The organism is Sedimentitalea sp. XS_ASV28 (genome assembly GCF_041224545.1).
Classification (GTDB): Bacteria; Pseudomonadota; Alphaproteobacteria; order Rhodobacterales; family Rhodobacteraceae; genus Sedimentitalea.
Genome location: NZ_JBGFGP010000146.1, coordinates 1 through 21,220, shown reverse-complemented (window position 1 = coordinate 21,220; position 21,220 = coordinate 1). Strand labels below are relative to the sequence as shown.

The window sequence follows — 21,220 nt, the reverse complement described above, 5'->3', positions numbered from 1 at the left end:
GGTCTTGCCGCGCGGAACCCTATAGGGCTGAAAGGAACACGCAAGCATGGATCACCTCGATGAACGACGACCGCCAGAGCCCGTTTCGCGACGCCCATCTCGACCGCGACACTGCGGAACATGTGCCGGATACGCCCCAGACCCGCTCTCCGGCCTATCGGCTGGCATTTGCAGATGATGATTTCCTGTGCCGCGACGAACTGCGCCCCGTGCGCTTGCAGCTTGAGTTGCTCAAGCCGGACCTGTTGCTGAACGAGCACGGCATCGAGAGCACCATTGTCATGTTCGGCGGCGCGCGAATTCCCGCTCCGGAAAACAAGGGCGGCGCACGCACGAAAACGCTCGCGGAGCTTTCCCATTTCTACGATGAGGCGCGGGAATTTGCCCGGTTGATGACCGAAACCTCTCTTCGCACCGGCGGGCGCGAGAACGTGGTCGTCACCGGCGGTGGCCCAGGCGTGATGGAAGCGGGCAATCGCGGAGCGGCAGAGGCCGGCGGACGGTCCATCGGTCTGAACATCGTGTTGCCGCATGAACAGGCACCCAACCCTTATGTGACCCCGGAACTGAGCTTCAACTTTCATTATTTCGCGATCCGCAAGATGCATTTCCTGATGCGCGCGCGGGCTATCTGCGTGTTTCCCGGCGGGTTCGGAACGCTCGATGAAATGTTCGAGTCGCTGACCCTGATCCAGACCGGCCGGATGGAGCGGGTGCCCTTCCTGCTGTTCGGCCGCGCCTTCTGGGAAAAGGTGATCAACTGGGAGGCCCTGTCCGATGCGGGGACCATCTCGGCGGAGGATCTCGACCTGTTCTCGTTTGTCGAGACCGCCGGCGAGGCCGTGAAGATCATCGACAATTGGGAACCCGCCCCGCCGCGTGACAGCATTCCCGGGCGCTAACCGGCGCCGACTCCGCCTGGCGAGCCACAGGGCATCATGCCCAGTTCCTGCTCGATCGCGATCAGAGATTCAAACCGGTCGCGATCGATCTGGCCGATGACCAGCGTGCGCCCGACCAGCATGGATGGCGTGCCGAAGATCCCGAAGCTCTTGGCCACAGCGTCGCTGTGTGCAAGGCGCTCCCGCGTCTCGGGGCCGGCTTCGTCCCGCAGGAACCGGTCGGCATCAAGGTCGAAACGCTCTGCCAGGCTGCGCAATGCCTGTGAGCCCGGGCGCAGGACCGCGCGCATCAGGTGTTCGTGCACGGGCAGATAGCGGCCTTGCGCATCTGCCGCAATCGCCGCCCGCGCCGCAGCCTCCGAGCGCGGACCCAGCACCGGCAGGTCGTGCCACGTGACCGAAACGGGTGCGCCCGAGGTGATCAGGTCAATGACGATTGCGCTCAGCGCCGGGCAATAGGGGCAGTTGTAATCGGTAAAGACCGCGACCGGCACATGCCCGTCCGGCCAGCGTTGCGATCCGAATGCCGCGCCACACGGGTCACTCGCGACGTCACGGCGGCGCTGGATGTCCCGGGCATCCACAGGTTCGATGCCGCTGAAGACCGGCGGCGCGCTCGACTGCGCCTGACCGGAAATGCGCCGGAATCCGGGCAGGCCGGGGATCGGTTCAAAGGTGAACTCGGGCCTGAACAGATTTGCCAAGCGGGGCAGGGCGATGGTCGCCCCGACCAGCCCGGCGGCGATCAGGATATCGCGCCGGCGCAGCGACATGGGTCAGAGCCCGGCCTCGGCCTCGATCTGGCGGCGTGATTTGCGGGCGCGTTCGGTGGCGGATTTCAATTGTCCGCAGGCGGCCATGATGTCTTCGCCGCGCGGGGTCCGGATCGGACTGGCATAGCCGGCCTTGTAGATGATGTCGGCAAAGGCGCGGATGCGGTTGTTGGACGACCGTTGATAGGGCGCACCGGGCCATTCGTTGAACGGGATCAGGTTGATCTTGGCGGGGATCTGGTGGCGTCGGATGTGGTCGATCAGGCGGCGTGCGTCTTCGTCGCTGTCGTTTACGTCCTTGAGCATCACGTATTCAAAGGTGATCCGTTCGGAATTGGAGACCTTGGGATAGGCTGCGAGCGCGGAGAGAAGTTCCTCGATGTTCCAGCGCTTGTTGATCGGCACGAGGAGGTTGCGCGTCTCGTCGGTCGTGGCATGAAAACTGATCGCCAGCTGACAGCCGATCTCCTCGGCGGTGCGGGCAATCTCGGGCACCACGCCCGAGGTGGAGAGGGTGATGCGGCGGCGGCTGAGCTGGATGCCTTCGGGATCCGTCGCAATCTTCATCGCATCGCGGACGTTCTCGAAATTGTAGAGCGGCTCGCCCATGCCCATCAGCACGATATTGGACAACAGGCGTGTCTCGTCCTTGGGCGCGCCGATTTCCGGCCATTCACCCAGATCGTCGCGCACCATCATCACCTGACCGATGATCTCGCCCGCCGTCAGGTTGCGCACCAGCTTCTGGGTGCCGGTGTGACAGAAAGAACAGGTGAGGGTGCATCCAACCTGCGAGCTGACGCAGAGCGTCCCGCGATCCTCTTCGGGGATATAGACCACCTCGACCTCGTGACCGCCCGCGATACGTGCGAGGTATTTGCGGGTGCCGTCGCTGCTGACCTGCCGGCTGACCATCTCGGGGATCTCGACCACGAAGGTCTCGGCCAGTTGCGCGCGATACGCCTTGGCCAGGTTGGTCATGCTGGCAAAGTCGCGCACGCCCCATTGATAGATCCATTGCCAGATCTGGCCGGTCCGCATCTTGGCCTGTTTCTCCGGCGTGCCGTGGGCGATCAGGGTCTCGCGCATGGCGTCGCGGGTCAGCCCGACCAGATTGATCGGCCCTTCGGGCAATTTGCGCGGAATGGTCATCACGTCCTGGGTGATCGGCGCGGTCGCGGACATGGGGCATACCTTCGAGTTGCGGAGCAAGATCGTCCCTATATAGGGTTTCCGTCTCATTTCAAAACAATTCGGCCCTACCGATCATACGGTAAGGCCGCAATCTTGTACAATTCCGGTGGCGCGGATCAGCCGCCGCAGCGCTTTTCCGCGTCTTCCAGTGCCGCAGTGAACCCCAGCAACGAGAACGTATCCTTGGTTTGCGTGCCGCGCGCCGAGCGCGCGGTGACGGTTGCCTCGGCGCCGCGTTTCATCGCGGTGATGATCTTGGCGTCGTCCGCCGCGGTCGCCGGCCAGGCCCACTCGCCTTCGCTGAACAGTTCGAATTCATTGCCCGAGATGTTCATGTTGACGCTGGAACCGGGAGCGAAAGGATAACCGCCGGTAAAGGTGACCTGTCCCTTGACGTCCGATCCGGGCCGATAGAACACGAACAGCAGGATATCGCTGCGCCGCACCGCGACAACCCGCCCGTCGCGGGTGTTGACGGTTTCCTTTGGCGCCGAAACGCTCCAGCACTCCTTGGGATCGTTTTCGACAAAGACACTCCAGTCGGTCTTGGCGGCGACCCGGTTGGTGCTCTGTTCCTGCGCTGGTGCGATGGTGGCCATGCTGGCCAGACACAGACCCGCCGCGATGCGGGCAAGATAGGATTTCATGTGTACAGCCTCCAGACTGTCCTAGACCTCAATGATTTCAGGGGAGTTCGAGCGACCTTTGCAATCGTCTTGACGCACGCCCCGCTGCTTGCCGACACATACACAATATCGTAAGTTTCACCACCGGCGAAAGGCCATTTGGCAGGATTTCGCCAAGTTGTGAGGGCTGACGTGACCGATCCTGTTCCAATGACCGAAATATGGCGGGCTTCGCTGCTTGAAAGCGTGCATATGGGCCATGCCGTGATCTGTGACGACAGCGGCCAGATTGTGCGCGCCTGGGGAAATCCCGATGTGGTGATCTATCCGCGTTCGTCCTGCAAGATGATTCAGGCCCTGCCGTTGATTACATCGGGTGCCGCCGACAAGTTCGGGCTGAGCAGCGAGCAACTGGCGCTGGCCTGTGCGTCGCATAACGGCGCAGCCATCCATACCGACAGGGTGAAGGCATGGCTCGACCAACTCGGTCTGGGCGTGGATGATCTCCGTTGCGGCCCGCAGGAGCCTGACGACAGACCGGCACGCAACGCATTGATTCGCGCCGATGAAAGCCCGTGCCAGTTTCACAACAACTGTTCGGGCAAACACGCGGGCTTTCTGACACTGGCCGCGCATATGGGCGCGGGTCCGGAATATGTCGAGGTCGATCATCCGGTGCAACAGGCCAGCCTGTCGGCGATCGAAGAGACCACCCAGGTGGAAAGCCTCGGCTATGGGATCGACGGCTGTTCCGCACCCAATTTCGCAACGACCCTGCACGGTCTCGCGCGGTCGATGGCGTTTTTCGCATCGGCGCAGGACCGCCCGGACCGCCAGAGCGAGGCGGCCGCGAGCCTGACCGCCGCGATGATGGCGCATCCCGAACTGGTGGCGGGCGAAGGGCGGGCCTGTACCGAATTGATGCGGGCGATGGGGCGGCGGGCCGCCATCAAGACCGGCGCCGAGGCGGTCTATGTCGCGATCGTCCCCGAAAAGCGCATGGGGATTGCGCTCAAGATCGTCGATGGCGGTACACGGGCGGCGGAATGTACGATTGCCGCGCTTCTTGTCGGCCTTGGCGTGCTCGACGCCGATCATCCTGCGACACGGAAATTCATGAATGCCCCGATCCTGAACCGGCGCGGCATGGAATGCGGGGTCGTCAGACCGGTCGCGACGCTCGCCTGAGCGCCGCGACGTCAGGTTCAAATCGCGACGATTTCGGCAATCTCGACCGAGCCAGAGCCGTCTACCACCATCGGATTCGATTTTGCGATCGCGCAGGCCGCGTCGATATCGTCGGCAGAGACTATCGTATAGCCCGAGGCCGGATTGGCGCCGCCATCATCCGCGACGCCGGAGGCGCTGACGGTTTTGGACTTTCCCACAGGGTTTCCCGGCTCCACGAGGCTCGGGTCGTTATCTTCCATCCATTTGCCCCAGGCGGCCATGGATTTGTCGATGTCTTCCTGCGTCTCGGGCATGCCGCCGCCATGATAGACGAAAAGGAAATTTGGCATTGTCTTACTCCTTGGTTGAGAATTTTGGCTCCTGGGCCAGCAGCCGGTCGAGCTTGTTGAGGGTCGACATCCAGCCGCGGCCGTGGCTTTGCGATGCGTCGAGCGTTTCGAGCTGGCGATGGGTCAGGGTGAATCGTGCGCCGCTCTCTGTCGGGGCGACCGCAAAGGTGACGTGACTCTCCGCGCCGCGCCGGTCGTTTGCATCGTGCCAGCCCCAGGTGAAACCGACAGACCCTGTGCCATTTGAATCCGGCGGGCGCACATGGGTGACCTGCCCTGACACTTTGAACACATCGCCGCTGTCCTTGCCGACCATGACGCAGACCCACGGGCCGGTGCGGGTCAGATCCATCTCACAGGTTTCAAGGCGCACGCCCTCGGGACCGAACCATTGCATGATTTCCGAGGGCCGGGTGACGGCTGCCCAGAGCCTGCCGACCCTGACCGGGTAATCCCGGATCAGTTCCAGATCATGTGAGTCTTTCATGGCATGTCCTCTGTATCGGGGTTCAGCGCCAGAAGGCTGTCCAGACGCCCGAGACTGCCCTCCCAGAAACTGCGGTGATCCATGGTCCAGCGCGCGATGCTCTGCATCGCTTCGGGCCGTACCGCGTAATAGCGATGGGTGCCCGCTGCACGCTGGCGGATCAATCCGGCCTCGCGCAATACCCTGAGATGACGTGAGACCGCCGGGGCGGAAATCCCGAACCCCGCCACCAGCGCGCCAGCGGGCAATTCACCCTGTGCCATAAGCCTTTCGACCATGGTCAGGCGGGTCGGGTCGGATAGTGCTGCAAAGGTTCGTGTCAGGTCTCTCATGACCTGATGATTAACAGATTCGTTACTTAACGCAATCGTTAATTATGATCTGGTAATTGATGGAAGTTCAGACTTCTACAAAATCGTCCCGGCCATAGCCTTGCAGATACAGCAGCGATGTCAGGTCGCCAAAGTTGATCCGCACATCGCATTGCGCCGCCACCGACGGTTTGGCGTGCAGCGCCACGCCCGTGCCCGCCCGACCCAGCATGCCAAGGTCGTTGGCTCCGTCGCCGACCGCGATCACATCCGCCTCTGCGATCCCCAGCCGATCCGTGATCTGCTCCAGCGCCTCGATCTTGGCGGCACGCCCCAGAATCGGGCGTTGCACCTCGCCGGTCAGCTTGCCGTCCGCCGCGAGCAGCGTGTTGGCGCGGCTTTCGTCAAAGCCCAGCCGGGATGCGACGTTCTGGGTAAAGGCGGTGAACCCTCCCGAGACCAGCGCGGCATAAGTCCCGTTCGCCCGCATCGTCGCCAGTAATTCCGGCCCGCCGGGCATCAGGGTAATGCGTTCCGCCAGGACCTTGGCAATGACGGTTTCATCCAGGCCAGAAAGCAGGCCCACACGCTCGGTCAGCGCAGCCTCGAAATCAAGCTCACCGTTCATGGCGCGGGCGGTGATCTCCTTGACGCGCTCGCCCACGCCAGCCTCGTCCGCCAGTTCGTCGATGCATTCCTGCTGGATCATCGTGCTGTCCATGTCGGCGAGCAGCATCTTCTTGCGGCGCCCCTCGGCGGGTTGGATCACCAGATCGACCTGCATCTTCTGCAAATCCTCCCAGACCTGCCACTGATTGTCGGGCCGCGTCGACAGGGCGAACTCGGCGGCGACATCCGGGTCCAGCCAAATTGCATCTCCGCCCCCCCAGGCATTGCGCAAGGACTCGACCAGCGCGGCTTGAAGGCCAGAGGTTTCCGGCGCGCTGAGCAGGGTAACGACGAACATGGGCAAGTTCCCGATAGGCGACAGCAACGCCGCAATTAAACGCACAAGCGGCGCTATACCGACGTTTCCGGCGTTGTGAAAGCCCGCGTTGCGCCCGCGTTCCGTAGCAAACGCGGCTCTCAAGCGATCTCGCTCATCTCACGTATCTTTCGAGTCATCCTAAGGTCGCTGTAAATTGGCAGACCTCTGCGACAAGAGCCTTTGCAAATCCGTTTTTTTACGTTTCGGTTTTGATGACAGGTTCACCGGTTCCTCATTCATTTTGGACCAAAAGCCCATTGGGAAATATCCCGATGGCTGGCCTTGATGATGTAATCGCAGTCCGACATCCTTGTCCTCCTTCGTGGACCATCGCTGACCCACCATGGGACATCAAGGCGCTCGGGCGGCGGTCACATCATCAAGGCGCTGATCGGTTTTCGTGCGAAGCAGTCAGCGTCTTGTTGCTGCCGCGTTGAAAGCTGCCTCGACCGCTGTCAACAGCAGATCGGCCTCGGGCTGTTGCAGGATGAGCGGCGGGCGGATCTTGAGGATGTTGCCGCCGGGGCCCGTGGCGCTGATCAACACGCCGTTGCGGCGCATATGGTTGACCACAAACCCGGCCAGCGCGGCATCGGGCGTATTGCTGTCGCGATCGAGCACGCATTCCACTGCCAGGAACAGGCCGGCTCCGCGCACATCGGCGATGACATGGCGCCGGGTGGCGATGTCCTCCAGGCCGGCTTTGAGATGTGCGCCGATGATCCGTGCATTCTCCTGCAGACCTTCGTCATGGATCACATCCAGAAGCGCCATGCCGGCGGCGGCGGCGACCGGGTTGCCGCCATAGGTGTTGAAATAGCGCGCGCGTTCACCGAATTCACGTACCGGCCCGGCGCGCATCGCCACCCCGGCCACCGGAAATCCATTGCCCATCGGCTTGCCCATCGTGACCAGATCGGGCACCAGCGCGTGCCGCTGGAAGCCCCAGAAACTGTCTCCGGTGCGGGCAAAGCCGGGCTGCACCTCGTCGGCGATGAACAGCCCCCCCTCGGCGCGGATCAGATCCACCGCCGGTTCGAGAAACCCGACTGGATCGGGGTGCAGGCCATCGCTGGAAAAGATCGTATCGACGATCAGCGCGGCGGGTTCGATGCCCTCCGCACGCATCTCGGTGATGGCACGGGCCAGATCGTCCGCCAGTCGCGCGCCCTGCTGCGCCGCGGGAATACGTAGACCATCCGGCGCGTCGATCAGACGGACCCGCGGCCCACGTGGCACGAAGTCGCCCAGCGAGGGTGAGAGCTCCGAAACCGCTTCGGTCACGCCATGATAGGCCTGCCGGGTCACGATCACGCCCTGACGTCCGGTATGGCTGCGGGCAATCCGCAGTGCCAGATCGTTGGCTTCGGACCCGGTGCAGGTGAACATGACATGTTCCAGCTGGTCTGGCATGGTGGCCAGCAACCGTTCGGCATAGGCGATGATATCCTCGTGCAGATAACGGGTATGGGTGTTCAACACCCCAAGCTGCGCCGAGATGGCCGCGACGATCCGGGGGTGACAGTGCCCGACCGAGGCCACGTTGTTATAAGCGTCGAGATACTTGCGCCCCTCCCGATCCCAGAGCCAGACGCCCTCGCCCCGCTGGATATGCATCGGGTCCTGGTAAAACAGCCGGTAGGCCGGCCCCAGCGCCCTGTCGCGCCGGGCGATCAGGGCGCGTTCCTCGGGGGCGAGCTTTGGAGTGCCGTCATTATCGAACGCGTTGATCATGGTCATGATGTCACCCTTTCCAACGAGAGCCGTGCCGAACCGCGCAGGATATCGCGCACGGCGTCGGTGCCAATCTGGTCCAGCGTACTCAGCCCAAGCAGCGAGCTTGCGGCATTGCGGCGGATATAGGCGGCGTTGTCCGGGTATCGCCGGGCCCGCCAAGAGCCGACTGTCAGGATCGTGGCATGACGCAGCCGCATCAGATCGGGCAGCAGGTCAAGTTCCGCCGTTTCCAGTGGCAGAACCTCTGTATATCCGGCCAGTAGCCGGGCGATATTGGCCATCGGTTCCGAGCCTTCGGCGATCTGATAGGAACAGGCCACGGCCAGGTCGCAGACCAGCGGAGTGTGCACCATGTCGCCAAAGTCGATCACCCCGGTCAGCCGGCTGGCCTCGCGGGCATCGACCAGGAGATTATGAGGGTTGAAGTCGTTATGAACCACCTGCGCGCGCAGATGCAGCAGGCGCGGCGCGATTTCCGCATCGAACCTGTCGATCAGCCGGGTCAGCCGCGTGCGAAGATTGCCGTCCTCGACAGCGTCCAGCATCGGGCGCAGAAGATGGGCCTGTTTGATGTCCCATTGCAGCACGTGACCGGCCGCCGGGTGGAAAAATCCCCGCATCGCGTGGGTCAGCCGGGCCAGTACGCGCCCCGTGTCGTGATGCAGCGTGACCGGGCACGGGATCGTGCTGAGCGGTACGCCTTCGAGAAATGTCAGAAGACGCACCATATGTTCCTGTCCGTCGATCGCCTTGTGAATATGGGCGGCGTGACCGGACAGTGTCAGGCAGATATGGGGCACCGGCAGGTCCGGGGCGACCGCCCGCAGATGCAGCAGCGCATCGGTCTGCATCTGGGTGACGCCGCGATCTTCGGCGGCATTCGTGACTTTCAGCAAGAGCCGCGGCCCGCTGTCAGGCGTGATCCGGAAATTGGCGTCTTTCTCGGCGCTCAACGCCCGGATCTCGCCGGTGACTCCATAGACCTCGCGCGCCAGGTCCGCGGCCTGTTCGAGCGTGATCGCCGGGGCGTCATGGCTGAGCGCGTCGATCCCGGCCCGGGACAGGTCGCCGTGCCTGTCCGGTGTCTGGGCGGCATCGGCCCGCGCGGGAACGGCCATCATTCCGGCACCGGTTCGATGCCGCACCATTCGGCGATGAAAAGGGCCATCGCCTGGGTGATCCGCCTGACCGAGGACAGGCTGACGCACTCGTCTATGCCATGAATATTGCGTGACACCGGCCCGTAGCAGAGCGCCGGTATCCGGTTATAGAGCGCATAGACGCGCGTATCGAGATAACCCGCCGTCATGAAGGATTTCAGCGGTGCGCCGATGGCGGCCTCGTGGGCGCGGCCAAGGACCGCCTCGGCATCGCTGCCGGGTTCCAGAACATAGCCTTCGGCAAAAAAACCATTGAACACGATCTTGGGCGGGTTGTTGGAGAGAAACTTGTCCTGTTGCGCAAAGGTTGCGATGCGTTCGCAGATTTCACGCCCGGCGTCTTCGGCGCTGCGGCCGGGATATATCGACACGCGGCAGTCGATATTGCACCAGCTCGGCACCGATGAGGCCCAGTCACCGCCCTCGATCTTGCCGATATTGAGGTTGATCGGATGATCTTCTTCCTCGAAATGGGGATGTTTTCCCTTTTCGGCGTTCCAGTCGGCCTCGATCTCGCGCAGGACGGCGATCAACCGGGTCGCGCCATCGATCGCATTGGCTCCCTCACCCATTTCCCGTACATGCACCGGCACGCCGCGCACCTGAAGTTGAAACCACAGAACCCCGATATTGGCCCTGACCAGCATTTCATCCTCGGGTTCCGGGATCAGCACTGCATCTGCGGTATAGCCCTGCAAAAAGGTCTGCAGCGCGCCGTTCCCGGTTGATTCCTCTTCGACCACAGATTGCACATATACCGTGGCTGCCGGTTGCAGCCCGATCCGGCGCAGCGCATCCAGCGCGTATATGTTGGCCGCCGCGCCGGCCTTCATGTCGGCCGCGCCCCTTCCAAACATCCAGTCGCCCTCGATCCGGGCGGAAAAGGGCGGATCGGACCACATGTCATGCAGGCCCTCGGGCACCACGTCGAGATGCGATTGCAGGATCAGCGAGCGGCCGGCTTCCGCGTTCGGGCGGTGAATACCGACCACGATGGGCGCATCCGAATGCTGGTCCGAGAATTTCGAACCGCCCGGATGGGCCTCGATCGCAGCGCGGTCCATGACGAAACGGTCCATCGCATAGCCACGGTCGCGCAGCGTTCTGAACAGAAAATCCTGTATAGGATGTTCATGCCCGCGCAACGAGGGCATCCGCACCAGTTGCTGGGTAAAGGCGATCTGCTCGTCGAACCCGTCCGAGACAGATTGCAGGATGCGGTCGCGCAGGCCGGGATCCAGAGACATGGGTTGTCCTTTCTTGGGCGGTTCAGATCATCGCTTCGATCAGGTAGGGGCCGGGTTCGGCCACGGCGTCGCGCAGGGCACGGCGCAGCGTTTCTATATCCTCGACCCGGCGTCCCGGGACCCCCATGCCCCGCGCGAGCGAGACGAAGTCAAGGTCGGGCCGGTCGAGATTCAACATGCTCAGCGCATCCGGACCGGGCTGCGCCCCGACGTTGCGCAATTCGCCCTTGAGGATTTCGTAGGACCGGTTCGCCAGGATGATCGTGGTGACGTTGGCCCCTTCGCGTGCCTGGGTCCACAACCCTTGCAGCGTATACATTGCCGATCCATCCGCCTGAAGCGTCACAACCGGGCGGTCAGGGCATGCTATGGCCGCTCCGGCAGACAGCGGAATACCGATGCCGATCGACCCGCCAGTCAGCGCCAGCCAGGAATTGGGCGGGGCGGCATCGCCCCCGGCAAAGAGATCGCCGCCCGAGGAGACTGCCTCGTCCACGACGATCGCACCTTCGGGCAGGGTGTTTGCCAGCACGGCGGCGATGCCCGCCGGGGTGATCCCGCCAGCCTGGGGCAGGGGCAGGGGGGCGGCATCGCGTACCCGGGCAGGGCGTGCGCCGATCCGGTCGGCCAGCGCGGCAACCGCACCCGGTCCGTCCCCGTCGGGACCGGTCAGAGCGATCTTTTGACAGTCTTCGGGCAGCAGCAGGCTGGGCTTGCCCGGATAGGCAAAGAAGGCCACCGGCGGCAGGGTCTCGATCAGGATTGCGCGGGCGTAGCCCGACAGGCAGTCCAGCGCGGCATTGATCGGATAGGGTATCTTTTCGACCGCAACGCGGCCCCGACCGCGTTCCATCCGGCGGTTCGAGGTGGGGGCAAGTATATCGGCGCCGGACTTGTCCGCGATCCCCTGCAGCAGGGCCAATGCGGCGGGATCTTCCAGCACCGACAGACCGGCGATGATGACCGTCCTGTCGCCGCTTTCCAGTGCCGCGACAGCATCGTTCAGGGCCGCCTCGTCCAGCGGTGCCGGCCCGACAGGCGGAACCGGATCGGCGATCTGTCCGCCCGCATCCCAACCGATATCGGCAGGGGCAATCAGCGTGGCGATGCGCCCGGGCTTGCCTTTGGCGACGGCAAGGCCCTCCATCGCGTCGCTGGCAAAGCTGCCCGCGTCACGGCCCATCCGCAGCCAGTCGCTGAATGGCGCGCACGCGCCTTCGACATCCGCCGACAGCGGCGCATCGTATTTCTGATGACGCAGGGCATGATCGCCGACGAGGTTCAGCATCGGCACCCGCGCCTTGCGGGCGTTATGCAGATTGGCCGCTGCGTTGGCAAAGCCCGGCGCCAGATGCAGCAGCGTCACCGCCGGTTTGCCCGCCATACGCGCAAAGCCATCCGCCGCCGCAGTGACCACGCCCTCGAACAGCCCGAGCACGCAGCGCATCAGTCGGGTGCGGTCCAGCGCGTCGACGAATTGCATCTCTGAGGTGCCGGGATTGGCGAAACAGATTTCGACGCCATCCGCATGCAGGCTGCGCAGCACGCTTTCGGCGCCGTTCATTTCGGTCGGATGATCCTTCATGCCGTGGCCTCGCGAAAACTGGTCAGAAAGGCGCGCCCGTTATCCGCGAGCGACGGCCCGAGATAGCCGCCCTCCTGTATCAGTGCGGTGGGCAGGTCCAGAGCCGCCAGACGTCGCGCCATTTCCGCAAACCCTTTCGGATAGACCGCAACTGCCGCCAGCGGATCGTCTGCCGCCATGTCAAAGCCCAGCGATACCACCAACGCCTCGGCGCCGAATTCGCGAATCGCCGCAACGCCCTTGTCGAGCGCGGCCAGCACCGCGGCTTCGTCTGCGCCCTGCTCGAGCAACAGATTCAGCGATTTGCCCGCGCCCTCACCTTCGCCGGTCTCGTCGGCGTGGCCCAGATAGAAGGTCGGATAGGTCGCCGGATCGGGATGAAGTGAACAAAAGAAAATGTCGCCCCGGTCATAGAGTATGTCGAGCGAACCGTTGCCCGTATGCACATCCACGTCAATCAGCGCGACCTTGCCGAACTTTTGACGCAGGTGATGCGCGGCGATACAGGCGTTGTTGAAGAAACAGAAGCCATTTGAACAATCGCGCATCGCGTGATGCCCCGGCGGGCGGCACAGCGCATAGGCGGCGCGCTGATCCGCCATGATCTCTTCCGCGGCCTCGACGGCGCTTTGGGCCGACCAATAGGCAGCGTCCCAACTGCCTTCGGTCAACGGGGTCGAGGTGTCGGTCATCCACCAGCCGAGCTGACCATGAATGTCCTTCGGTTCCTTGCCGCGCCGTCGTCCCGGATGCATCGTCGGAATCGCCAGCGCGCCGGGTTCGGCATCGGCGACGAAGCGGGCATGTGCATCGGGCAGAAAGTCGACATAGTCGGGATTATGTACCGCCTTGATCGGCGCGATCCCGTGATCGCGGGGCGGGACGATCTCGAATCCTTCCCCGATCAGCATGTCGCGCAGGATCTCTGCGCGCCGTGGCTGTTCCTGGTGCGGCATGGCGGCGCCGCGCCGGAAATAGGTTGTCGGCGCATGACCCAGTTGGCGCGCGTCGAAGAAGACTCTCATCGTCGGACCTTTCGTGAAATGTGGCGGTTCGCAACGAAACCGGTTGCCGGCACCATTGCAGTTTTGATTTGCCGCTTCAACAAATATGATGCATGATGCATCAAAATTAGATGCATGAACGATTACCCGGCTTGGGTTGGCTGGACGGGGGCGTGATGACGGAAATCAGCAGGGACTCGCTAGGAGACGCCATCTACAGGCGCGTGTGCCAGGATCTGGTCCGCGGCAAGCTGCGTCCGAATCAGAAGATTACGATCCGTAGTCTGGCCGAGACCCTGGGAACCAGTTCGACCCCTGTGCGCGATGCGGTGCAGCGGCTGTTGCGCGACAATGCGCTCGAGCAACGCACGGTCCGCGACGTGCGAGTGCCGATGCTGAGCGTCGAGCAGTATCTGGAGGTGTCCTACATCCGCGCCGAGCTGGAGAGCCTGGCCGCCGCCCATACCGCGAGCCTGGCCACGCAAAAGGATATCGCCCGGCTGGAGCGGCTGGTGTCGCGCAACGTGGAGGCAATCGACAGCGAACGCTGGGCGCTGGCCAATGAATTAAACCAGCAGTTCCATTTTGCGCTTGCCGAGATTTCAGGGATGCCCATGCTTGTAGATGTGCTGGGTCGGCTCTGGCTGCGGATGGGACCATTGCTGGCCGATTACTATTCGACCGGTGTGCGGGACATGACCAAGCATCACCACGAGATCGTAACCGCCTGTCTGAACCGCGATTGCGACGCCGCGCGCGCCGCCATGCGGCTGGATATCGAAACCGCAAGGGAGGGTATTGTCGGATACATAAACACGCTGAAACCCACCTGACCGCCGCAGTAACCCCGGCTGGAAGCACCAATTGGTGCGAGCCGGGTCCGAACCGGTCGGGTGATGCAAGGCGCACCATCGAAAATACTGATGAAACAGGGAGAAACCATGATAAATCATCTCAAATTTGCTGCCGCTGTCACCGCCGCCGCGCTGGCGCTGGCCACCCCGGTCGCGGCGCAGGACGCCACGCCGCAAGCGGGCGGCACGCTGAATGTCGTCATCCAGCCCGAGCCGCCGGGGCTGATGATCGGGCTGATCCAGAACGGGCCGACCCAAATGGTCGCGGGCGATATCTACGAGAGCCTGCTGCGCTATGACTTCAATTTCGAACCCCAGGGCCAGCTGGCCGAATCCTGGACGATCTCGGACGATGGCAAGACCTATACCTTCAAGCTGCGCGACGGTGTGAAATTCCACGATGGAACGCCGTTTACTTCGGCGGATGTGAAATTCTCGATGGATGTGTTCCTGCGCGAGGCACATTCGCGCACGCGCACCTACATGGAGCATGTCGAAAGCGTCGAAACCCCGGATCCGCTGACCGTGGTATTCAACCTGAAACAGCCCTTTGGTCCGTTCCTCGGAATCTTCGAGCCGGGCACCGCGCCGATGATTCCCAAGCATATCTATGAAGGCACCGATTTCGCCAGCAACCCGGCGAACAACACCCCGATCGGCACCGGCCCCTTCAAGTTCGAAAAATGGGTCAAGGGCAGCTATATCCATCTGGTCAAGAACCAGGATTACTACATGGAGGGCAAACCCTATGTGGACGAGATCTACTACCACGTGATCCCTGACGCCGCCTCGCGCGCCGTGGCCTATGAAACGGGCAAGGTTGACGTTCTGCCCGGAGGGTCGATCGAGAATTTCGACGTGCCGCGCATCCGCGCGCTGGACAACACCTGCATCACCGACAAGGGCTGGGAATTCTTTGGGCCGCTGTCTTGGCTCTGGATCAACCTCAATAACAAGCCGCTTGACGATGTGAAGGTACGCCGGGCCATGATGCATGCGCTTGACCGACAGTTCGCCAAGGATGCGCTGTGGAACGGTCTGGGCAATGTGGCCACGGGTCCGCTGTCCTCTTCGACCCGCTTCCATGCTGCGGATACGCCGGATATCTCCTACGATCCGGAGAAAGCCAAGGCGCTGCTGGCCGAATCGAGCTATGATGGCGAGACCATCCGCCTTCTGGGCTTGCCCTATGGCGAGACTTGGCAACGCTGGGCCGAAGCGGTCAAGCAGAACCTGACCGAGATCGGGATGAATGTCGAACTTGTGCCTTCGGATGTGGCCGGCTGGAACCAGAAGATCAGTGATCGCGATTTCGATCTCGCCTTCACCTATCTTTATCAGTACGGCGATCCGGCGCTTGGCGTATCGCGAACCTACATGAGCAGCAATGCGGCACCCGGCTCGCCGTGGAACAACGTAGCCAACTATCAAAACCCCGAGATCGACAAGATGTTCGACGAAGCGGCGCTGATGGCGAACCCCGAGGACCGGCGCGCGGCCTACAAGAAGATCCAGGACCAGATCGTCAGCGACGTGCCGAACCTCTGGCTGCTCGAACTCGGTTTCCCTACGATTTCGCGCTGCAATATCAAGAACCCGGTCAGCACGGCTCTTGGCGTCAATGACGGCTTTCGCGACGTCTGGATCGAAAAGAACTAGGGGCTGATCCCAGGTTCCGGGCTGCGTTCCCTGCGGCCCGGAACACCACCACCATATTTCACAGCGGGGCGGGCAGTGTGACAAAGTTCATCCTCGGCAGGTTGGTAAAGGCGGTCTTTATCCTGCTTGCCATCCTCATCTTCAATTTTCTGCTGATTCATGCCGCACCGGGCGATCCGGCTGCGGTCATGGCGGGCGAAGCCGGTGCGGCGGACGAGAAATTCCTGGCCGACCTGCGCGAACGTTTCGGTCTGGATCAGCCGCTCTATGTTCAGCTCTGGACCTATCTGAAGGGGGCGGTACAATTCGACCTTGGGTTTTCCTACCGCCAGCAGATGCCGGTGTCGCAGCTGATCGCCGACCGCCTGCCGGCGACGCTGCTGCTGACCGGGGTGGCATTCGTGCTGTCGCTGGTGCTGGGCGTGATCGCCGGGGTTGCGGCCTCGGCTCGTCAGGGTTCCTGGGGCGACACGATCATCTCGACGTTGGCGCTGCTGTTCTATGCAACCCCGCTCTTCTGGGTTGCGCTGATGGCGGCGCTGGTGTTCTCCGTCTGGCTGGAATGGTTGCCGGGATTTGGCTATTCGACCATCGGAGCAAATTATACCGGTTTTGCCCATGCGATGGATGTGGCAAAGCATCTGGTCTTGCCCGCGACCACTCTGGGGCTGTTCTTCATGGCGATCTACATGCGGATGACGCGGGCCTCGATGCTGGAGGTCAGCCGCCTGGATTTCGTCAAGACCGCCCGTGCCAAGGGTCTGAAGCGAGGGGTGATCCAGCGTCGGCATATCCTGCGCAACGCGCTCTTGCCGGTGATCACGCTCGCCGGGCTTCAGGCCGGGCAGATCTTTGGCGGTGCGATCCTCACCGAAACCGTCTTTGCCTGGCCCGGCATCGGTCGGCTGATGTTCGAGGCCATCAACCAGCGCGACTACGCCGTGATCCTGGGGGTTTTCTATATTTCCGGGGCGATGGTGCTGCTGTTCAATCTGATCACCGATGTCGTCTATGTCATCGTTGACCCGCGCATAAGGCTGACAGCATGAGAGATTTCTGGAAACGTTTTCGTCACAATCGCGGCGCTGTGATCGGGCTGGTCATTCTGGCCGTGGTGATCGCCACCGCCATCGCCGCGCCCTTCCTGTTTCCGCAAAGCCCGTGGAAGATGGTGCAGCGCCCGTTCCTGCCGCCATTTACGCAAGAGGGGCTGCCTCTGGGCACCGATGCGCTGGGGCGCGACGTGCTGTCGGGCCTGGCGCATGGCGCCTATGTCAGTCTGCTGGTCGGTCTGGTCTCGACCATCGTGGCGCTGGCCATCGGCGTGCCTGTCGGCGCGCTGGCAGGTTATTTCGTCGGGCGCACCGATGATGCGCTGATGCGATTTACCGAGTTCTTTCAGACCATCCCCAGCTTTGCCCTGGCGATTGTCCTTCTGGCGATCTTCCAGCCCAGTCTGATCTTTGTGATCATCGCCATTGCCATCGTGTCCTGGCCGCCGGTGGCGCGCCTGGTCCGGGGCGAGGTACTGAGCCTGCGCACGCGCGAGTTCGTCGAGGCCGCCAGCCTGTCGGGCCTGAGCAACAGCCAGATCATCCTGCGCCACGTGCTGCCCAACGCCTTGCCGCCGATCATCGTGCTCGCCTCGCTGATGGTGGCGCAGGCGATCCTGCTGGAAAGCTCGCTGTCCTTTCTGGGGCTGGGCGATCCCAATATCATGTCCTGGGGCTATATGATCGGTGCGGCGCGCACGGTGATCCGCACCGCCTGGTGGTTATCCTTCCTGCCCGGAATGGCAATCCTGCTGACGGTCCTTGCGCTGAACCTGATCGGCGAGGGGCTTAATGACGCGCTCAATCCCCGCCTGACGAGGAGATCCGAATGAGTCTGCTGAGCATCCGCGATCTTGCCATCGCCCTGCCCAAAGGCGCGGACCGCCCCTATGCGGCCCATGACATCAGTTTCGACCTGACCCCGGGCGAGATCCTCTGTATCGTCGGCGAAAGCGGTTCGGGCAAATCCATGTCTGCCAACGCGGTGATGGGCCTGCTGCCCCAGGGGGTCAAGCCTGTGGGCGGAACCATTACCTTTGACGGGCAGGACGTCCTGAGACTGTCGGAGAAACAACTTCTGGATCTGCGCGGACGGCGCATTTCGATGATCTTTCAGGAACCGCTGAGCGCGCTCAATCCGTTGATGCGGGTGGGTGCACAGATCGCCGAGGTGTTCGAGGCCCACGGCAGGCTGACTCCGTCCGAGCGACGCACCCGGGCGCTGACACTGCTGGAAGAGGTCGGCATTCCCGACCCGCAGGCGGCGATCCAGGCCTATCCTTTCCAGTTGTCGGGCGGTCAGCGCCAAAGGGTGATGATCGCCATGGCGCTGGCGCTGGAACCCGATATCCTGATCGCCGATGAGCCGACCACCGCGCTGGATGTGACCACTCAGGCGCAGATCCTGAAGCTCATCGAAGATCTGCGACAGGCGCGGGGCATGGCGGTAATCTTCATTACCCATGATTTCGGGGTGGTAGCGGATATCGCGGATCGGGTGATCGTGATGCAGACGGGCGAAATCGTCGAGAGCGGTACCGCGGATGAGGTGCTGCTGCGCCCTCAACATCCCTATACCCGCGCGCTGATCGACGCGATTCCGCGTCTGACCGGGCATGAGGATACCCCGGTGACCCAAAGCGATCCCGTGCTGAGCGTCGAATGTCTGAACAAGACTTTTCGCACCGGATCGGGCAGCTTTTTCGGCAAGCCGCGCGTGGTCAAGGCGGTGCAGGATGTCAGTTTCGAGCTGTTCCCCGGAGAGACCATCGGCATCGTCGGGGAAAGCGGTTCCGGCAAATCCACGGTCGGACGCTGTCTGGCCCGGTTGGTCAACCCCGATTCCGGCCGCGTGATCGTCGAGGGGGCGGATATCGCGCATCTGTCCGGTGCCGAACTGCGCGCCCGGCGCCGCAGGTTGCAGATGATCTTTCAGGACCCGTTTTCCTCGCTCAACCCCCGCGCGCGGGTGTCGCGCATCCTGACCGAGGGGCCGATCGCCTATGGCGCGCCGCGCACCGAGGCGATGGAACGCGCGCGCGAGCTTCTGGGCATGGTCGGGCTGGACGCTTCGGCGATGCAGCGGTTCCCGCATGAGTTCTCGGGCGGTCAGCGCCAGCGCATCGGCATCGCTCGGGCGCTCGCGCTGGACCCGTCTATCATCATCGCGGACGAGGCCGTCTCGGCGCTGGATGTATCCATTCAGGCGCAGGTGCTGGACCTGCTGGCGGACCTGAGCACGCGGTTGTCGCTGTCGATGCTGTTCATCACCCATGATCTGCGGGTCGCTGCGCGCATCTGCGACCGGATCATCGTGATGCAGAAGGGCGCGATAGTCGAAACCGGACCGACCGGAAAAGTGCTGCACAATCCCGATACCGCCTACGCGCAAAGCCTGCTGGATGCGATACCGGGCCAGGAGTACGAGCGCGCATTGGCCGGCGCAGGATAGCGCGACAGGTTAGGGGTCAAGCGATATGGGCGACGGAGATCAGAGTGTCAAAACTCTTCTGCTGACCGGGGCGAGCCGGGGTATCGGCCATGCCACGGTCAAGAAATTTGCCGCCGAAGGCTGGCGGGTGATCAGTTGTTCGCGCCAACCCTTCTCGCCCGAGTGCCCTTGGCCCGGCGGTGAACGTGACCATGTAAAGGTGGATCTGAGCGATCCCAACCGAACAATCGAGATTGTCGAAGAGATTCGGGCGCGGCTGGATGGGGGCGCTTTGAATGCACTGGTCAACAATGCCGGCATCTCGCCGAAGGGTGAAGGGGGGCGCCGACTCAACACGCTCGAGACCGACTTGCACATGTGGGGCGAGGTGTTCCACGTCAATTTCTTCGCGTCGATCGTGCTGGCGCGGGGGCTGCAAGAGGAACTGTCTCGCGGCAGGGGATCGGTGGTCAACGTGACCTCGATTGCCGGATCGCGGGTGCATCCGTTTGCCGGGGCCGCCTATGCCACGTCAAAGGCGGCGCTGGCGGCGCTGACCCGGGAAATGGCGCATGATTTCGGACCGCTGGGCGTGCGGGTGAACGCGGTCGCGCCGGGCGAGATCGACACCGGGATTCTGAGTGAGGGGACCGAAAAGATCGCCGCCGCCTTGCCGATGCGCCGCCTTGGCCAGCCCGAAGAGGTCGCCGATGCGATCTATTACTTGTGTTCAGATCAGAGTTCCTACGTGTCGGGCACGGAGATTGAGATCAACGGCGCCCAGCACGTCTGATCCATCTCCCGTATTTGCGATACGTCCAATGCCGACGATTTTGGGGCGGTCGTATTCGTATTGCAAGTTTGTCCGATAGAAAGCCATCAGGTTTCCAGCCAGTGCACCGGTGCGGTTTCTGGACATCGCTGCTCCAGGGAAATCGATATTCCCGGCGCTTCCGCTCCGACAGGAAAACGTGCACCCGTGGTAGCTGCCAGAAAGCCCGTCACAATCGCAAACGTTCTATACAAAGTTTGCCAAAAACAGATCATCCAGACGCCTGGGACATGGAATTGCGACTCCCCAAGCGACTGGGAACCGGTGCTGGTGGGGCGGTTCCGTGGCGGTTTGGCGCATACCAACATGCTGACCTTGGTGTTCTTTGTTGGGTTGACCGGCTCTGCCACTACCGATGCGACTGCTTTCGGGCGGGTCCTGTGCCGATGATGGTCAAGGAGGGGTACAAGCGCGACATTCCTGTGCCGTAACGGCCGCTGGGTTGATCATCGACCGGCCATCCTACGCTCGGGCCTGATGGTTGCCTACAGATCCTTGATGGGCGTCTCCATTGCCGGGCTTTTTGCCACCGGTATCTTGCCAGGTCTCTTGATCTACCTTTTCTACATGGGTGTCATTGCCATCGGCGGAAACCGCGAAAACCTGCCCAAGGCTGTGATCAGCCCCACTGTGTGGTCCAATTTTATTGTTAGAGCATTTTTCATTTAATCGTCATCATACCCTGCCGCGTTGAAGAAATTCCAGCAATCGTCGGGTTCGAAGAGATCGCGGATTTCACCGACGGCTTGCCATAGATTGTGGATGGTTCGGGCACCGATCCGCCGCAGATGCGCCTTCAGCTTGGAAAATACCATTTCGACGGGGTTCAGATCGGGGCTGTATGGCGGCAGAAAAAGA

22 protein-coding genes are annotated in these 21,220 nt (G+C 62.5%); 9 read left to right on the top strand and 13 right to left on the bottom strand.

Translation table 11 applies throughout. The annotated features are described in order from the left end of the window. Positions 1-59 precede the first annotated feature (59 nt). Positions 60-902, top strand: coding sequence for a TIGR00730 family Rossman fold protein (locus tag AB9K34_RS14500; protein ID WP_369955142.1), 843 nt, complete (start codon positions 60-62; stop codon positions 900-902). Here AB9K34_RS14500 and AB9K34_RS14495 read toward each other — a convergent pair. The 3 genes from AB9K34_RS14495 to AB9K34_RS14485 all read right to left on the bottom strand — a co-directional run bounded on the left by AB9K34_RS14495 (position 899) and on the right by AB9K34_RS14485 (position 3,516). Further along, positions 899-1,675, bottom strand: coding sequence for a DsbA family protein (locus tag AB9K34_RS14495; RefSeq protein ID WP_369955141.1), 777 nt, complete (start codon positions 1,673-1,675; stop codon positions 899-901). The genes AB9K34_RS14500 and AB9K34_RS14495 overlap by 4 nt on opposite strands. Positions 1,676-1,678: 3 nt before the next feature. After that, a complete protein-coding gene (rlmN, locus tag AB9K34_RS14490) occupies positions 1,679-2,860 on the bottom strand; it encodes a 23S rRNA (adenine(2503)-C(2))-methyltransferase RlmN (RefSeq protein WP_369955140.1) in 1,182 nt (393 codons plus the stop codon). Between the two features lie 125 nt (positions 2,861-2,985). Further along, positions 2,986-3,516 carry an invasion associated locus B family protein gene (locus AB9K34_RS14485; protein ID WP_369955139.1) on the bottom strand — a complete coding sequence of 177 codons (531 nt, stop codon included), beginning with the start codon at positions 3,514-3,516 and terminating at the stop codon, positions 2,986-2,988. Between the two features lie 171 nt (positions 3,517-3,687). On the opposite strand from AB9K34_RS14485, the gene AB9K34_RS14480 reads away from it, so the two are divergent. Further along, positions 3,688-4,683, top strand: a complete 996-nt coding sequence (locus AB9K34_RS14480) for an asparaginase (RefSeq protein ID WP_369955138.1) — start codon at positions 3,688-3,690, stop codon at positions 4,681-4,683. Positions 4,684-4,700: 17 nt separating this feature from the next. On the opposite strand, the gene AB9K34_RS14475 is transcribed toward AB9K34_RS14480, so the two are convergent. From AB9K34_RS14475 to AB9K34_RS14435, 9 genes are all read right to left on the bottom strand, one after another. Next, positions 4,701-5,015, bottom strand: a complete 315-nt coding sequence (locus tag AB9K34_RS14475; protein ID WP_369955137.1) for a hypothetical protein — start codon at positions 5,013-5,015, stop codon at positions 4,701-4,703. Positions 5,016-5,019: 4 nt separating this feature from the next. Next, the gene (locus tag AB9K34_RS14470; RefSeq protein WP_369955136.1) at positions 5,020-5,502 is read right to left on the bottom strand and encodes an SRPBCC domain-containing protein; all 483 of its coding nucleotides are present in this window, start codon (positions 5,500-5,502) and stop codon (positions 5,020-5,022) included. Further along, the gene (locus AB9K34_RS14465; protein WP_369955135.1) at positions 5,499-5,834 is read right to left on the bottom strand and encodes an ArsR/SmtB family transcription factor; all 336 of its coding nucleotides are present in this window, start codon (positions 5,832-5,834) and stop codon (positions 5,499-5,501) included. The genes AB9K34_RS14470 and AB9K34_RS14465 overlap by 4 nt, the downstream gene beginning before the upstream one ends. A gap of 67 nt (positions 5,835-5,901) precedes the next feature. Beyond that, a complete protein-coding gene (serB, locus tag AB9K34_RS14460) occupies positions 5,902-6,780 on the bottom strand; it encodes a phosphoserine phosphatase SerB (protein WP_369955134.1) in 879 nt (292 codons plus the stop codon). 432 nt (positions 6,781-7,212) lie between these two features. After that, the gene (locus AB9K34_RS14455; protein WP_369955133.1) at positions 7,213-8,541 is read right to left on the bottom strand and encodes an aspartate aminotransferase family protein; all 1,329 of its coding nucleotides are present in this window, start codon (positions 8,539-8,541) and stop codon (positions 7,213-7,215) included. Further along, a complete protein-coding gene (locus AB9K34_RS14450; protein ID WP_369955132.1) occupies positions 8,538-9,659 on the bottom strand; it encodes a phosphotransferase in 1,122 nt (373 codons plus the stop codon). Before AB9K34_RS14450 ends, AB9K34_RS14455 begins: the two co-directional genes overlap by 4 nt. Beyond that, the gene (locus AB9K34_RS14445) at positions 9,656-10,945 is read right to left on the bottom strand and encodes an ArgE/DapE family deacylase (RefSeq protein WP_369955131.1); all 1,290 of its coding nucleotides are present in this window, start codon (positions 10,943-10,945) and stop codon (positions 9,656-9,658) included. Before AB9K34_RS14445 ends, AB9K34_RS14450 begins: the two co-directional genes overlap by 4 nt. Positions 10,946-10,967: 22 nt before the next feature. After that, positions 10,968-12,530 carry an acetolactate synthase large subunit gene (locus tag AB9K34_RS14440; RefSeq protein WP_369955130.1) on the bottom strand — a complete coding sequence of 521 codons (1,563 nt, stop codon included), beginning with the start codon at positions 12,528-12,530 and terminating at the stop codon, positions 10,968-10,970. Continuing rightward, entirely contained in the window at positions 12,527-13,555 is a 1,029-nt protein-coding gene (locus AB9K34_RS14435) for a histone deacetylase family protein (RefSeq protein WP_369955129.1), read from the bottom strand. The genes AB9K34_RS14440 and AB9K34_RS14435 overlap by 4 nt, the downstream gene beginning before the upstream one ends. Before the next feature lie 155 nt (positions 13,556-13,710). Here AB9K34_RS14435 and AB9K34_RS14430 point away from each other — a divergent pair, with 155 nt between their 5' ends. The 7 genes from AB9K34_RS14430 (at position 13,711) to AB9K34_RS14400 (ending at position 21,031) form a co-directional block, all read left to right on the top strand. Continuing rightward, complete coding sequence (locus AB9K34_RS14430; RefSeq protein ID WP_369955128.1) at positions 13,711-14,367, top strand: GntR family transcriptional regulator; 657 nt, start codon at positions 13,711-13,713, stop codon at positions 14,365-14,367. Positions 14,368-14,475: 108 nt separating this feature from the next. Then, positions 14,476-16,047: an ABC transporter substrate-binding protein gene (locus AB9K34_RS14425; RefSeq protein WP_369955127.1), complete on the top strand. Its 1,572-nt coding sequence runs from the start codon at positions 14,476-14,478 to the stop codon at positions 16,045-16,047. Between the two features lie 77 nt (positions 16,048-16,124). Continuing rightward, positions 16,125-17,096 (top strand): ABC transporter permease, encoded by a 972-nt coding sequence (locus AB9K34_RS14420; RefSeq protein ID WP_369955126.1) that lies wholly within the window; start codon positions 16,125-16,127, stop codon positions 17,094-17,096. Next, entirely contained in the window at positions 17,093-17,932 is an 840-nt protein-coding gene (locus AB9K34_RS14415; protein WP_369955125.1) for an ABC transporter permease, read from the top strand. Before AB9K34_RS14420 ends, AB9K34_RS14415 begins: the two co-directional genes overlap by 4 nt. Beyond that, positions 17,929-19,551, top strand: a complete 1,623-nt coding sequence (locus AB9K34_RS14410) for an ABC transporter ATP-binding protein (protein WP_369955124.1) — start codon at positions 17,929-17,931, stop codon at positions 19,549-19,551. Before AB9K34_RS14415 ends, AB9K34_RS14410 begins: the two co-directional genes overlap by 4 nt. A gap of 25 nt (positions 19,552-19,576) precedes the next feature. Beyond that, a complete protein-coding gene (locus AB9K34_RS14405; RefSeq protein WP_369955123.1) occupies positions 19,577-20,323 on the top strand; it encodes an SDR family NAD(P)-dependent oxidoreductase in 747 nt (248 codons plus the stop codon). A 516-nt stretch (positions 20,324-20,839) separates the two neighbouring features. Beyond that, complete coding sequence (locus AB9K34_RS14400) at positions 20,840-21,031, top strand: TRAP transporter large permease subunit (RefSeq protein ID WP_369955122.1); 192 nt, start codon at positions 20,840-20,842, stop codon at positions 21,029-21,031. On the opposite strand, the gene AB9K34_RS14395 is transcribed toward AB9K34_RS14400, so the two are convergent. Beyond that, the coding region (locus AB9K34_RS14395; protein WP_369953445.1) for a transposase at positions 21,028-21,220 on the bottom strand (193 nt) is incomplete at its 5' end. The two genes, AB9K34_RS14400 and AB9K34_RS14395, sit on opposite strands and share 4 nt — an antisense overlap.